The organism is Protofrankia sp. CiP1_Cm_nod2, assembly GCF_920664355.1.
In the GTDB taxonomy this organism is placed as follows: Bacteria; Actinomycetota; Actinomycetes; order Frankiales; family Frankiaceae; genus Protofrankia.
Map to the genome: position 1 here is coordinate 1 of NZ_CAKKTL010000041.1, position 14,259 is coordinate 14,259.

Consider the following 14,259-nt stretch of genomic DNA (forward strand, 5'->3'; position numbering starts at 1 on the left):
TTTTTTTTTTCAAGCAGAAGACGGCATACGAGATTGCCTCTTGTCTCGTGGGCTCGGAGATGTGTATAAGAGACAGGGCCCCCCGCGCGTCCGGCGGCGGGGCGGAGGCCGCGCGGTTGCCGGGCGGCTGGAGCCGGGCGACGTTCGTCGGCTGGATGTCCGGTCGGCTCGTGGTGTCGTAGCTGGCGTCGTAGCCGGTCTCGCGGCCGGTCCCATAGCCGGTGCCGGTGCCGGTCCCATAGCCGGTGCCGGTCCGGGCGTCGGCGCCCGCGCCGGCATAGCCGGCCTCCCGGTACCCGGGGGCCGCGTAGCCGTCCGCCGGGTATCCGCCGCCGGGCACGGGCGGCCGGGGCGGCGTGCCCCAGGCGGCCGGGGGCGTGCCCGTCGGCGTCCCCGGCGGTTCCTGGTCGGGCTGGCGGCCGTCGTGGGCGGCGCCGGCGTCCCAGGACGGCCGGGCATCCCGGTACGGCTGATCCCCTTCGGAGAAGCTGTCGGCCCGGGTGTGCCGGCGGGTCCAGGACGGTGGCCGGTCCCCGCTGGGCCCCGCCCCGCCCGCGGCCGGCCCGGGTGCTCCCGTCGGCCCGGGCCAGCGTCCGGTGGGATCCCCGGCGGGGTCCGGCCGGGGCGCGGGCGGCGGGCTGGTGGCCCGGCGGGTCATGTCCGCGTTCCACAGGTTGCGACGGATCGTGGCGGCGGTGCGGGCGAACGAGCCGGCCGACGACGGCCGTTGGGCCGGGTCCTTGGCCATCGCCGCCTGGACGAGGCTGCGCACCGGCTCGGGGATGTCGGGCGACAGCGGCGGCGGGTCGTCCTGCTGGTGCGCCATCACGACCACGATCGGGTTGCGGTCGTCGAAGGGCCGCCGGCCGGCCAGGCACTCGTAGGCCACCACGCCGAGGGAGTACACGTCGCTGGCCGGGGTCACCGTCCGGCCGGAGGCCTGCTCGGGGGAGACGTAGTAGGCGGTGCCCATCATGATTCCGGTGGCGGTCAGCGGCGCGGCGTCCACCGCGCGCGCGATCCCGAAGTCGGTGACCTTGACCGCGCCGTCGGTCCGCAGCAACAGGTTGCCGGGCTTGACGTCCCGGTGCACGACGCCAAGGGTGTGCGCGGCCTGCAGGGCGTCCGCGGCCTGCCCGAGCACGTCCAGGGTCTTCTCCGGGGACAGGCGCTTCTCCCGGTGCAGCAACGCCGACAGGGGCTCGCCCTCGACCAGCTCCATCACCAGGTAGGCGGTCGGGCGGTCACCATCGGTGACGACCTCGCCGTAGTCGTAGACGGACGCCACACCCGGATGCGACACCCGGGCGGCGTGCCGGGCCTCGCCGCGGAAGCGGACCAGGAACAGCTCGTCGCTGGCGTACTCCGGGCGCAGCAGCTTCACGGCGACGGGACGCCCGAGGGTGCGGTCGAGACCCCGCCACACCTCGCCCATCCCACCGGTGGCGATGCGTCCTTCCAGGAGGTAGCGGCCGTCGAGAACGGTGCCTTTCGGCGAGGCGCCGAAAGGCTGCGCGGCGGCCGGTGAGGCCGCTCCCGCGAACGGCGGCAACGCGTCCCGCCCGTCCGCGGCCGGGACGCCTGGTGCCGGGACGCCCGGTGCCGGGGGGATCCGCGGTGCCGGGACGCCTGATTCCGGCAGGCCCGGGCCCGGCCCCGGGACGCCTGGCGGCGGTGGGCCGGTCACTGCCGGACATCCAATGCGGCCTTCATGACCTGTTGGGCCACGGGCGCGGCGACCGCGCCGCCGGTGCCGAACTCCCCGCCGCCGTCCTCGACCACGACCGCGACGGCCACGCTCGGGCTGGCGGCGGGCGCGAAGCCGATGAACCAGGCGTGCGGGGGCTCGTTGTCACCGTGCTCGGCGGTGCCGGTCTTGCCGGCGACGGCGACGCCGGGGATCCGCGCCTTGGTACCGGTGCCGCTGCTGACCACGCTCTGCATCATCGTGTTCAGGGCGGCGGCGACGTCCGGGCTCACGGGGCGTTTGTAGACCTCCGGCTCGGTGCGGCTGAGCGCCTTGAGGTCCGGGCCGAGCAGCTCGGAGACGATGTACGGCCGCATCATCACCCCGTTGTTGCCGATGGCGGCGGCGACCTGGGCCATCTGCAGCGGGGTGACCCGGTCGTCGAACTGCCCGATGGCGGACTGCGCGGTCTGGGCCTTGTCGAGCTGCTGGGGCGGGTACACGCTGGGCACCAGCGGCAGCGGGAAGCCGGGGATGGTGGAGTTGAAACCGAAGGCCTCGGCCTGGGCGCGCAGGGTGTCGTCGGTGAGATCCATACCGAGCTGGGCGAACGCCGTGTTGCAGGAGATCGTCAGAGCGTGGATGAGAGTGTCCGTGTCGCCGTCCCCGCAGCGTTCGCCGCCGAAGTTCGGCAGCACGGTCCTGCTCTGCGGCAGCCGGAGCTGGTCGGGGGCGGCGATGCGTTCCTCGAGCTGGTGCCCGGCGTTGAGCGCGGCCGCCGCGGTGATCACCTTGAAGGTGGAGCCGGGCGGGTAGGTCTCCTGGGTCGCGCGGTTGAGCAGCGGCTTGTCCGGGTCGGTGTTCAGTGCCCGGGCGGCTCTGCCGGCCTCGGCATCGTCGTGGCTGGCCAGCGGTGTCGGGTCGTATGTCGGACTGGTCACCATCGCGAGGATCTCGCCGGTCTTCGGGTCGAGCGCCACGACCGCCCCCTTACGGTTGCCGAGCGCGGTGGTCGCGATTTGTTGGATCCGGGGTACCAGCGTGGTGACGATACTGCCACCCCGTTGTTTGCGTCCGGTCACCAGGTCGGAAACCTTGGAAACGAACAGGCGGTCGTCCTCCCCGGAGAGGATGTCGTTCTGGGAGTTCTCCAGGCCGGCGGAGGTGTACAGGCCGTAGTAGCCGGCGACGGCGGCATACAGTTTCCCGGCCGGGTACTGCCGCTGGTATTTGTACTCGTCGTCGGACGGCACCGAGCTCGCGACCGCCTGCCCGCCGGCCACGCCGATCCAGCCGCGTTCCCGTTCGAACCGTTCGGTGATCTGGCGGGCGTTGTTCGGTTCGTGACGCAGTTCGCCAGCCTGCTTCGCCTGTAGCCAGTTGGCGTTGACCAGCAGGGCGGTGAACAGCACCAGGCAGGCGACGGCGACCTTGCGGATGGGCGCGTTCACGTCGTCCGCACCGCCTGGGTGGGGCTGTCGGCGACGGCGTTCGGGTCGAACAGCGGCGCGGCCGGGGTGGCCGGGCCGGGCCGGCGGTAGGAGTCGCTGATCCGCAGCAGCAGCGCGATGATGGCCGCGTTCGAGACGATCGAAGAGCCTCCGTAGGAGATGAAGGGCAGCGTCAGGCCGGTCAGCGGGATGAGTCGCATGACACCGCCGACCTGCACGAACACCTGGAGGGCGAACGAGGCGGCCAGGCCGGTCGCGAGCATCTTGCCGAACGGGTCACGGGCGCCGAGCGCGGCCCGCAGGCCACGGGTGACAACCAGCCCGTAGATGACGAGAATGGCCATGATCCCGGCGAGGCCGAGTTCCTCACCGATGCTCGCGACGATGAAGTCGGTGTTGGCGAAGGGGACCCGCTGTGGGCTGCCCTGCCCGAGCCCGGTGCCGGTGATCTCGCCGGCGGCGAACCCGAACAGGCCCTGCACCAGCTGATACGAGGTGCTGGTGGGGTTGTCGCCGTCGAACGCGTGCAACCAGCCGTCCACCCGGACCTGGACGTGCCCGAACAGGTGGTAGGAGATGACCGCGCCGAGCGAGAACAGGGCGAGCCCGATAAGCACCCAGGACGCCCGTTCGGTCGCGACGTAGAGGATCACCAGGAACATGCCGAAGAAGAGCAGGGACGAGCCGAGGTCCTTCTCGACGACGAGGACGCCGAGGCTCGCGAGCCAGGCGACGAGCACCGGCCCGAGGTCCCGGGCGCGCGGGAAGTGGATCCCGAGGAAGGACCGGGAGGCCACCGAGAGCACCTCGCGTTTGTTCACCAGGTAGCCGGCGAAGAAGACCATAAGAATGATCTTCGAGATCTCGCTGGGCTGGAAGGTGAACGGCCCGACCCGCAGCCACAGCCGGGCGCCGTTGATGGTCGCGCCGAACACCGGCATCGCGGGCAGCACCAGGAAGACCAGGCCGACCAGCCCCGCCGTGTAGGCGTAGCGCGACAGCGTCTTGTGGTCCCGGATGACCGCCAGCACCAGCACGAAGACGACGAGCGCGAGCAGCGTCCATATCATTTGTAACGGTGCGACGCCGGACGGTATCTTTCTGCCGGCCTTCTCGGCGGCTTCCACCTTGGCCAGGTCCAGCCGGTAGATCATGACGAGGCCGAGGCCGTTGAGGGCCGCGACCAGCGGGAGCAGTACCGGGTCGGCGGCCGGCGCGAACCGGCGCACGGCCAGGTGGGCCACCCCCCACAGCGCGCTGAAGCCCAGGCCGTAGACGAACACCGACGTGGTGATCTTTCCGTCGACGGCGAGCACGACGGCCGCCAGGGCGGCGGTGGCGAGCAGGCCGGCGAACAGCAGCAGGGAGAGTTCTCGCCGACGGTACGGCGGCAGATGGACATCGGCCGGTATCGGGAACCGGGCGAAGGTTCCCGTGAGATCGACCGCCTTGCCGCGAAGCGGAGGGAGAACAGTCATCCTGTCGGCGTCATCCAGGCGTCGAGACCGGCGGGGCCGCTGGGATGGCCGGGTTACAGTTCGAGACAGGAGTGGTGGCGCAGAGTGCCGATGGGCTGGTGACAGCGCCCAGGGAGCCCTGAGCGTCCCCGGCGTTCTTCTCCCCGTCGCTGCCCGCTGGCGTCGGCGCCACCGTCGGTGCTGTGCTGGCGTCGGCGGGGTGCGTGGCGGGGAACTGGGCCCGCAGGTTGGCGACATAGCGCTGGATCTCGCTGAGACTACTGGCAGAGTAGCCCTTCTCCACCTGCAGCTTCCCCTCGTCGTTGAGATCGCTCAGCGGTATGGAGGGCTCCTTGAACCGGTGCAGAGAGAAGCCGGCGATGCTCCCCTCGACACCCTCGAAGATCGCTACCTGGTCGCCGTCGACCCCGACGTAGTACCGGTTGTGCAGGTAGAACCAGCCGCAGACGGTCACGATGGCCAGGACGATCACCACGCACAGGATGATGAAGGCCGGCCGGGGCGGCGACCGCCGGGCGAGCGGCTGCGTGTCCTCGTCCACCACGCTGTCGGAGCTCTCGGCACGCGGCGCGGGGCCGTGCCGACCGATTCGCGCGCCTCTGGCGGCCGGGGAGTCCTGGTCGCCGTACCGGGGGTTCGGCCCGGTACGGGCGGCCAAGGCTCCCGGCACGGCCTGCTTCTCCGCGGCGGCACCGGCTACGAGCGGGCTGGTGTCCTCGCCGTCGTCCTCGACGACGTCGGCGACGACAACGGTGATGTTGTCCGGCCCGCCGCCCTTGAGCGCGAGCTCGACCAGCCGGTCGACGGCCTCCTGCGGCGTCGGCAGCAGCAGCGCCTCACGGATGGTGGTTTCCGTCACAACGCCGGACAGCCCGTCGGTGCACAGCAGATAGCGGTCGTCCGGGATCGCCTCCCGGATGGACAGGTCCGGCTCGACGTCGCGGCCGTCGAGCGCACGCATCAGTAACGACCGTTGGGGATGCGTGTCCGCCTGCTCGGCCGTGATCCGGCCCTGGTCGACGAGATCCTGCACCAGGGTGTGATCGTGGGTCACCTGGTTGAGCACCTCGTGCCGCAGCAGGTACGCCCGGGAGTCGCCGACGTGCAGCACCCCGAGATGGGTCCCAGCGAGCAGCAGGGCGGTGACCGTGGTGCCCATGCCCTCCAGCGCCCCGTCCTGGACGGACATCTCGCGCAACTGGTTGTTGGCCTGGTGCACCGAGTCGGCCAGCACCTCCAGGACCGCGCCGCTGGTGATGTCGTCGTCCAGGCCGGCCAGCTGGGAGATCACGGTGGAGGAGGCGACCTCCCCGGCCGCGTGGCCGCCCATTCCGTCGGCCACGGCCAGTAGCCGAGTGCCCGCGTAGGCGGAATCTTCGTTGCCTTCCCGGACGTGGCCGACGTCCGAGCGAACGGCGTAGTGAAGCCTAAGGCTCACCGGTGAAGCTCCAGGACGGTTTTCCCGATCCTGACCGGCGCGCCGAGAGGAACCGGCATGGGACTGGTCACTTTCGTGCGGTCGAGGTAAGTACCGTTGGTCGAGCCCAGATCTTCGACGAACCACTGGCCGTCGTGGGGGACGAGTCTTGCATGTCTCGCGGATGCGAAGTCGTCCTCCAGCACCAGAGTCGAGTCCTGTGCACGTCCGATGGTGACAGGCGCCGGTCCGAGCGGAAGAATCGTCCCCGCGAGATGTCCCTTCGTGACGACCAGCTTGCTCGGTGTGCGCGCCCGCCGGCTGGCGGGCGCGTTCTGCGGGCCGGCCGGCGGCGGTGCCGGACGGGCCGGGTGCGCGGGCACGGGCGCCGGCTGGGCCGCCGCTCCGTGGCCCAGCCCCTGGACGTTCTGCCGTTGCCGTTTCGTCGGCCCGAACATGTCCGCGCGCACCGCGCGGACGGCAGCCAGGACGAACAACCACAACAGCGCCAGGAAGCTGATTTTCACGACCAGGAGGACCAGGTCGCTGGGCTGGGATCCGCTCACGGCGTCCTACCAGGCGTGCTCGTTCGGATCCGCCGCCCCCGGCCCAGCGGGACGATCACCGTAGGGATCCCGGTCCTGCGGACGCCGGCCCTCCCCAGGGGGGACCCGGCCCGGACGCTGGGTGTCCTGCTCGTACAGGTCGGCGTCGTCCGGCCGCACCGGCGCGACACCGTGCCGTGGGTCGCCGCCGCGCCGTGGGTCGCCGCCGCGCCGTGGGTCGCCGTAGCCGGGCTGGCCGCCACGACTGGGCGCACCCGGAGGCGCACCCGGGCCGTAGCCGCTCGGCGGAGTACCGGGAGGCCGGCCGCCGGACTGGTCGTACGGGTTGCCGCCACGGTACTGGCCCTCCCTCTCCCCGTACGGGTCGTCGTAGCGGGAACCGCCACCATACGGATCCCCCGGCCGGCCTCCCGCGGGCTGGCCCCTGACCGGACGTCCGCCACCCTGGTACGGCGGTTCCGCGGGCGGGGGCGGATAGCCGCCGGGGGAGCCACCTCTACGCGGGTCATCACGATACGGGTCGTCACGGTACGGGCCCGCCGGCGCGGGCGGGTAGCCGCCGGGCGGGCCGCCACGCCGCGGCTCACCCCGATAGGGATCGCCACCACGGTACGGGTCGCCCCGGTAGGGATCCGCCGGCGGGGGGGCAGGCGGGTAACCACCAGGGGGGACACCCTGGCGCGGGTCACCACGGCGGGGATCGGCAGGCCGTGCCCGCGGGTCGCCAGAAGGAGCAGGCGGCGCCGAGGCGGGGGGATACCCACCCGCCGGGCCCGGTGGCGCGCCCGCGGGGACCGGCGCGCCCGCCGGGACGCGCCCGGCGGCCCGGCCCCTGTCGGCGCCCCGTGGATCGTCCCGCCGGAAGGTCAGGATCGTCGCGCCCAGTTCGATCTGATCACCGCTGGCGAGCTTCACCTGGCTGGCGGCCCGGCCGTTGACGATGCTCCCGTTGGTCGAACCATGATCAACGTAGACGAACTGCCCGTCGGGCATCCGACGCACCTCGCCGTGCCGGCGGGATACCCCGGTGTCATTGAGACGGATATCACATTCCACGCTGCGGCCGATGACCGTGACCTCGACGTCCAGCGGGTACTCACGCTCCTCCCCGCCGACCCGGCCATCAGGCCCCGGCCTGGTCGAGACGACAAGCCGAGGAGCCCCCGGCGGCATCGGCCGCGACCGCCCCGCCGCACGCCTGCCAGCCACCGCGCCCGGATCGGCCGCGGCGACACTGCTACGGATACGGAACACCCCGACATCGAGATCGCCAGCCTCGGCCAGCCGCACCCCCACCGGCCCCACGAACGTGTACCGCTGCTCGGCGGCATGCTCCCGAACCATCTCGGCCAGCTCGTCACAAAGCGCTCGCGTATAAGGAGCGAGCCGGGCGAAGTCGCTGGTGGCAAGCTCGACCGCGAACTCGTTCGGGACGAGCACCCGGTTCGCACTGGTGGCACGCCGGTCATCGGTCTCACGAGCCAGCGCGCTTGCGATCTCGACCGGCTCGACACCGCCCTTGAAGACCTTGGCGAAGGCGCCCTCGACGAGGCCGCCCAGGCGACGCTCGAAGCGCTGCAGCACGCCCATCTCGGCCTCCCCTCCTCCCCCGGCCTGCTACCGGCACTGAGATCGTATGCTTCCGGTTGAGCACCGCCCACGTCTCGGGCGGCTCGGATCGCGTGATAGCGTGATAGTCGCACTCGGGCGAGTGGCGGAATGGCAGACGCGCACGGTTCAGGTCCGTGTGTCCTGACGGACGTGGGGGTTCAACTCCCCCCTCGCCCACGAGCTGGCTCATGCTGGTCGCCCCCTGGGGGGGCTTCCCCGGGGGCCGAGATGTCTGCCGGGGGGCCGAGCCCCCCGGCACCCCCCACGGTTCTGGGGTTGGGGTTGGGGTTGGCGTCGGCGAGCGTGATCGGTAGTAGTCGACGCTGACGCCGGCTAGCAAGCGCGAGCTCCTCACGGCGAAGTTCTGGCGCGCGCCGCCCTACGCAGATCGCCGACTGGGCCGGCGCGGCGGACCTGACGCTCGACGACGACGAGCTTGCGACCGTCGCCGCCGCGATCGAGTGCTCGGGCGCCGGCGAAGGCCCCAGCCAGCCGCTGTTGCCCATCCGTCCCTGAAAGACCTTTCATGTATACCGTCGCGGTTGCGTTCGGCGTCCCCACGGCATCGGCAAGTTCGAACAGCGCGTCGCTCCGCCGGGCCGGGCAGCGGTAGAACTCCCCTCGGAGCCGACCCACCACATTCGGGTATTCGACCGCAGGGACGTTGTGGGCCGAACTGTCGCGCCGCGGCCTTCTGTTTGATCATGGTGTCCTTGGCGGGAAGCAACGGTCAACAGGAGGTCGTTTCATGCCATGACGACACGCCGGAACATCCCTGATCATCATCACCTATCACGAAATGTGACCGAAAGAGGTCAAAGTGACAAGTTGAAGGTAAGAGTCCGGTAGCCTGGAGTGCCGGTTATCGTGGCGCTGACTAAGATGAGGGGAGTGGCACCTTCTGGAACGGCCGATTTACGGGAGCTGCTGACGGCGGTGGAACGCGCCGCTCCCGCCGACGCGGTGCACGCGGTGGCGGGTGAGCTGGCCCGGATGATCGGCGCGTTTGGGGTCTCCTTCCTGATCGCGGACTATGCGGGCGGTTATCTGGTGCGGTTTCCCGATGGGGACGGGGCGGGCGGAAACACGATGGAACGGGTGTCGGTGGACGACACCGTCCACGGGCGGGTGTTGCGGACACAGCGGATGCGGGTGTACCGGTCCTCGGCCCGGACGAGTGTGTATGTGCCGGTCACGGCCCGCGGTGAGGCGATCGGGGTGCTCGAGGCACACCTGCCTGCCGGTGCCACCGAGGATGCTGTCGAGACCGTCGCCGCCACGGGGCATGCCCTGGCCTACATCGTGATCACGAACCGGCGGTACACGGATCTGTTCGAGTGGGGCCAGCGTTCCGTCCCGCTCGGGCTGGCGGCGGAGATCCAACGGCGGTTGCTGCCGGAGTCGTTCACCTGTGAGGGTGCGCAGGCGACGGTGGCCGGCTGGGTGGAGCCCGCGGGATCCGTGGCCGGGGACACCTTCGACTACAGCTTCGGGCGTTCCCAGCTGTATGTGTCACTCACCGACGCGATGGGACACGAGCTGGCGGCGGCGCTGCTGGCGACCCTGCTGGTGGGCAGCCTGCGCAACGTCCGCCGTGGCGGTGGGGATCTCGCCGAGCAGAGCGTGCGGGCGAACACGATGATGGCGGCGCACATTCGGCCCGACCAGTTCGTCACCGGTCTGCTGCAGCGCCCCCTCCTCACGATCGAGTTCGTTCTCTAGCAGCCGGAGGCTGCTGTCGGGCAGGTTCCCGGTGTCCCGCCAGAGCAGCAGTTCGTCCCGCTCCGCCTCGATCATGGTTCTGCGGACGTGACCGAACACGGCGCTGGCGCTCTCGGCTGCGAGGCTGGCCGTGGTGTCCACAGCCAGCGCCGCGAGGATGTCCTCGCTCCGTCTCCTGCGGATGTCCGCGATGTTCCGCAGCCGTTCGACGATGTCCTCGGGGACCGACTCGCGGTTCTGGAGCGACTCCAGCGCTCGCAGCCCCGCGTCCGCCGCCGCGATCCGTGCCCGTGCGCGCAGGCGCTGGTCCTCGTCCAGGTCGGGTCGTACCCCCAGCCACCGCAGCAGCGGCCCGAAGGTGAGTCCCTGACCGACGAGTGTGACCAGCACCGTGACGTACGCGCAGAACAGCAGCAGGTCGTGCTGCGGGAAGGGGACGCTGCCGGCGGACGGTGGCAGCGCGAAGACGGCGGCGAGGGAGATCACTCCGCGCATGCCCGTCCAGGACAGAGCGGTCAGTTCACGGCCGGTGAGGTTCGGGTGCGGCGAGAGGATCCGCAGCCGCACGGGCAGCAGGGTGGGCAGCAGCAGCCACAGGGGGCGTAGCAGCACGATCGAGGCGGTCGTGACCGTCGTCGCGGCGATCACCGTGCTGACCGGATACTTCTGGATGTTGTGGAGGACGGCCGGCAGCTGCTGGCCGATGAGGAGGAAGACGAATCCCTCCAGCAGGAGGTCGACGAGGTGCCAGACGGCCACGGCGTGCAGGCGCGCGGGCCCGGACTGCAGCCGCCGTGACCGGTGGCCCAGGACCAGGCCCGCGACCACCGCGGCGAGGACGCCGGAGCTGTGGGCGGCCTCCGCCGGCAGGTAGGCCAGGAACGGGGTTGCCAGCGAAAGGGTGGTCTCCACCACCGGTTCCTCCAGCCGGCGACGGACCAGCCCGACGATCCAGGCGACGGCGAGGCCGAATGTGATCCCCCCGGCGAGGGCCAGGACGAACCGTCCCACCGCGGACGGCACGTCGAAACCCCCGCCGACCAGCGAGGCCACCGCCACCGTGTACACGGTCAGAGCCGTCGCGTCGTTGAGGAGGCTCTCCCCTTCGATCACGGTACGCAGCCGTTCGGGCAGGCCCACCCGCCGTCCGATGGACAGCGCCGAGACCGGGTCCATCGGAGCCAGCGCGGCGCCGAGAGCGCAGGCGGCCGCGAATGACAGACCGGGCACGACCACTGCCAGCAGGTAGCCCGTGAGAAGAGCGGTCGCTATGATCAACAGGACGGACAGTGAGATCACGGTCCGGAGGTTCGCGCGGATCCCCGTCAGGCTCGAGTTCAGTGCCGCGGAGTACAGCAGCGGCGGCAGGACCAGGACGAGGACGACCTCGGAGTCCAGTGCGATGTTCGGACCGGGCAGCAGGGCGTACAGGATGCTGGCGGCGACGAGCAGGACCGGCGCCGGCAGGCCGACCCTCTGCGCGGCCAGGGCTGCGAAGATAATCATTCCCGCGCCCAGCAGCCCGTAGGCGACATCGACCAGCACTGTCCACTCCACCCTCCGGCATCCGCCGTGTCCGTCGTCTACCTGGACGTCCGGATGAATTCGTCACGGGTCCGTGTGAGATCGACGAGTTCGGGACCGGCGTAGGCCCGCTCGCCGGTCGTCCGGCACGGCGCGCGTCCCCGGTTACGACGCGGACGCGGCGGATCGCGGATCCGTCATGCGGAAGGAATTCCCCTGGGAGCGGGTGGGGGCCGGCCGGTGGCACACCAACGCCGACTACGTTTCGCCGTCGGCCGCGCCGTTCACGAGCCAGGACTCCACGTCGCAGGCACGCCACAGGCTGAAGTGGGGGACTTCCTGGACGGGATCGGGAAAGTCCGGTCGACGGGAGAGGAGCCGGGCCCGTTGCACGGAGATGCCCAGCCTCTGGGCGATGTCCCCGGTCGTCCACAGTTGTTTGCCGCCCATTCCACCACCGTACGGCAATACGGCCGGCTCACTCCCGCGGATGCGCGGCATGGGCACGGGCCGGCCGATCCCGATATAGAAATAAATGGAATGAATTCTTGCGGAATGCATCCATCCGCACTCCTCGGTCTCGCCGGTGGCCATGATAAGCAAGATCCATGTTGCTTGAAGTGATTGAACTTTCTACCATGAGTAATAGCCAGCTTGTCCGCTGTCGGATGAGGTCCCGGTCGGGAAGATCCGTTTCTCTGGCCGTGCACCGGGCAGCGCCCGCACCATTCCCGACCTCCGACAACCGGGAGGAAGCACACGGTGGCAGTCGGGAGGTTCCTGCGCGAGGCTGCGACCTCGTTGACGACGCCCCTTCTACCTGACGACTATCTGGGCCTGATCGATCCGCTCTGGTCCCACCGGAGGCTACGCGGGCGGGTCGAAGCCCTCCGGCCGGAGACCGCCGACGCCGCGACCATCGTGATCCGCCCTGGCGCGGGCTGGAAGGAACATCGTGCGGGCCAGTACGTCCGGGTCGGCGTGGATGTCGACGGCGTGTGGCAATGGCGTCCCTACTCGGTGTCCTCACCGCCTGGACGTCCCGGCGGCACATTCTCGATCACCGTCAAGATCCTGGTGAACGGGCGGCTGTCCCCCTACCTCGTCGAGCGGATCCGACCCGGTGCGATCGTTCGCCTGGAACATCCCCAGGGGCAGTTCGTGCTGCCCCGGGCCTTGCCGGAGCGGTTGCTGTTCGTGACGGCCGGCAGCGGTATCACACCGGTCATGTCGATACTGCGCGGACTTGCGCTCGGCGACGAGATGCCGGACGTGGTTCTCGTGCACTCGGCTCCGACACGGGACGCCGTCATCTTCGGTGAAGAGCTACGGGAGCTGGCCCGCCGCTTCCCGGGCCTGCGGCTGCACGAACGGCACACCCGGACCCGGGCGGGACGGCTCACCATGACCGAGCTGGCCACGGTCTGCCCCGACTGGGCCGAACGGGCGGCCTGGGCCTGCGGACCTCCGGGGCTGCTCGCGGACGCCGAGGCCCGGTGGCGCCGGGCGGGGATCGCCGACCGGTTGCGGGTGGAGCGTTTCCGCCCTGTCACGGCTTCGGAGGGTGGTGCCGGGGGCCGGGTCCGGTTCGCCAGGAGCGGTCGGGAGGTGGACGCCGACGGCGACGCCCCGCTGTTGGTGGTGGGGGAGAGCGCCGGTGTCCTCATGCCCAGTGGCTGCCGTACGGGCGTCTGTCGTAGCTGTGTGGCACGGCTCCTGTCCGGCCGGGTGCGGGACCTGCGCACCGGCCGGGAACACGGCGACACGGATGATCATATCCAGACGTGCGTGTCGGCCACGGCCGGCGACATCGAGATCGATCTGTAGGAGGGATGAGTATGGCAGGCACGACACAGCTCACCGCTGTGGATGTCGAGGAGTTCGGTCGTGCGCTCGACCGGCTCCGCGAGGAGATCCTGGCGAGTCTGGGGGAGGGCGACGCCCGCTACATCCGCCGGGTGATTACCGTTCAGCGGAGCCTGGAGGCGGGGGGACGGGCGGTCATGTTCGCCTCCCTGCTGCCCCCGGCGTGGCTGGCGGGCACTGCGATGCTGGCCACCGCCAAGATCCTGGAGAACATGGAGATCGGGCACAACGTTCTGCACGGGCAGTGGGACTGGATGCGCGACCCTGAGATCCACTCCACCGTCTGGGAGTGGGACTCCGGGTCTTCCGCCGAGCAGTGGAAACATTCCCACAACTATGTGCACCACACCTACACGAACGTTCTCGGCAAGGACCGGGACATTGGCTACAGCGCGCTGCGGGTCCACCCAGAGCAGCCCTGGCATCCCCTCTATCTCGCCCAGCCGCTGTACAACCTGATGCTTGCAGTGGTCTTCGAGTGGGGAATAGCGATCTACGACTCCGAGCTCGAACGCGCCTGGCGGGGCGAGAAGAACTGGGCCGAGACCCTGACCCAGCTGTCGACAGCGCTGCGGAAGGGAGGACGTCAGGTGCTCAAGGACTACGTGGCCTTCCCGCTGCTCGCCGGCCCGGCTTTCCTGCCCGTTCTGTTCGGTAACCTCACCGCCAACACCATCCGCAACGTCTGGGCTCATATGATCATATTCTGTGGTCATTTCCCGGAAGGAGCCGAGGTTTTCACCGAGGAGCAGATCGAGGGGGAGACCCGCGGCGAGTGGTACCTGCGGCAGATGTTGGGCTCGGCCAACATCGAGGGCTCCGCGTTGTTCCACATCCTGACCGGGAACCTGAGTTTTCAGATCGAACACCACCTTTTTCCCGACCTGCCCAGCAACCGGTACGCCCAGATCGCGCCGGAGGTACGCGCCCTGTGCGC

9 protein-coding genes, 1 tRNA gene and 1 pseudogene are annotated in these 14,259 nt (G+C 70.2%); 4 read left to right on the top strand and 7 right to left on the bottom strand.

Annotated features, from left to right (window positions below; all coding sequences use genetic code 11):
- Positions 1-1,683 precede the first annotated feature (1,683 nt).
- Genes NBW84_RS06815 through NBW84_RS06835 form a run of 5 tightly spaced genes read right to left on the bottom strand, consistent with a single transcriptional unit; the run spans position 1,684 to position 8,189 of the window.
- Positions 1,684-3,138 carry a peptidoglycan D,D-transpeptidase FtsI family protein gene (locus NBW84_RS06815; RefSeq protein ID WP_250282754.1) on the bottom strand — a complete coding sequence of 485 codons (1,455 nt, stop codon included), beginning with the start codon at positions 3,136-3,138 and terminating at the stop codon, positions 1,684-1,686.
- Positions 3,135-4,616, bottom strand: coding sequence for an FtsW/RodA/SpoVE family cell cycle protein (locus tag NBW84_RS06820; RefSeq protein ID WP_250282756.1), 1,482 nt, complete (start codon positions 4,614-4,616; stop codon positions 3,135-3,137). The genes NBW84_RS06815 and NBW84_RS06820 overlap by 4 nt, the downstream gene beginning before the upstream one ends.
- Before the next feature lie 10 nt (positions 4,617-4,626).
- Entirely contained in the window at positions 4,627-6,054 is a 1,428-nt protein-coding gene (locus tag NBW84_RS06825) for a PP2C family serine/threonine-protein phosphatase (RefSeq protein ID WP_250282757.1), read from the bottom strand.
- The gene (locus NBW84_RS06830) at positions 6,051-6,599 is read right to left on the bottom strand and encodes an FHA domain-containing protein FhaB/FipA (RefSeq protein ID WP_250282759.1); all 549 of its coding nucleotides are present in this window, start codon (positions 6,597-6,599) and stop codon (positions 6,051-6,053) included. The genes NBW84_RS06825 and NBW84_RS06830 overlap by 4 nt, the downstream gene beginning before the upstream one ends.
- A gap of 6 nt (positions 6,600-6,605) precedes the next feature.
- Positions 6,606-8,189, bottom strand: a complete 1,584-nt coding sequence (locus tag NBW84_RS06835) for an FhaA domain-containing protein (RefSeq protein WP_250282761.1) — start codon at positions 8,187-8,189, stop codon at positions 6,606-6,608.
- Positions 8,190-8,304: 115 nt separating this feature from the next.
- Here NBW84_RS06835 and NBW84_RS06840 point away from each other — a divergent pair.
- Positions 8,305-8,387, top strand: a tRNA-Leu gene (locus NBW84_RS06840).
- Positions 8,388-9,092: 705 nt separating this feature from the next.
- A pseudogene (locus NBW84_RS06845) lies at positions 9,093-9,836 on the top strand (GAF domain-containing protein); the annotation flags it as partial.
- On the opposite strand, the gene NBW84_RS06850 reads toward NBW84_RS06845, so the two are convergent.
- Together NBW84_RS06850 and NBW84_RS24125 are read right to left on the bottom strand one after the other, a co-directional pair.
- Positions 9,723-11,477, bottom strand: a complete 1,755-nt coding sequence (locus tag NBW84_RS06850; RefSeq protein WP_445548656.1) for a Na+/H+ antiporter — start codon at positions 11,475-11,477, stop codon at positions 9,723-9,725. The pseudogene NBW84_RS06845 and the gene NBW84_RS06850 overlap by 114 nt on opposite strands.
- 237 nt (positions 11,478-11,714) lie before the next feature.
- Positions 11,715-12,050, bottom strand: coding sequence for a helix-turn-helix transcriptional regulator (locus NBW84_RS24125; RefSeq protein ID WP_445548186.1), 336 nt, complete (start codon positions 12,048-12,050; stop codon positions 11,715-11,717).
- A 168-nt stretch (positions 12,051-12,218) separates the two neighbouring features.
- On the opposite strand from NBW84_RS24125, the gene NBW84_RS06860 reads away from it, so the two are divergent.
- Complete coding sequence (locus NBW84_RS06860) at positions 12,219-13,283, top strand: ferredoxin reductase (protein WP_250282766.1); 1,065 nt, start codon at positions 12,219-12,221, stop codon at positions 13,281-13,283.
- Between the two features lie 11 nt (positions 13,284-13,294).
- Positions 13,295-14,259: fatty acid desaturase family protein (locus NBW84_RS06865; protein ID WP_250282769.1), on the top strand; the 965-nt coding region annotated here is incomplete at its 3' end.

Coding starts and splice junctions, on each gene's coding strand:
- NBW84_RS06820 (WP_250282756.1), bottom strand. CDS start 4,616: ATGACTGTTCTCCCTCCGCTTCGCGGCAAGGCGGTCGATCTCACGGGA.
- NBW84_RS06835 (WP_250282761.1), bottom strand. CDS start 8,189: ATGGGCGTGCTGCAGCGCTTCGAGCGTCGCCTGGGCGGCCTCGTCGAG.
- NBW84_RS24125 (WP_445548186.1), bottom strand. CDS start 12,050: ATGGCCACCGGCGAGACCGAGGAGTGCGGATGGATGCATTCCGCAAGA.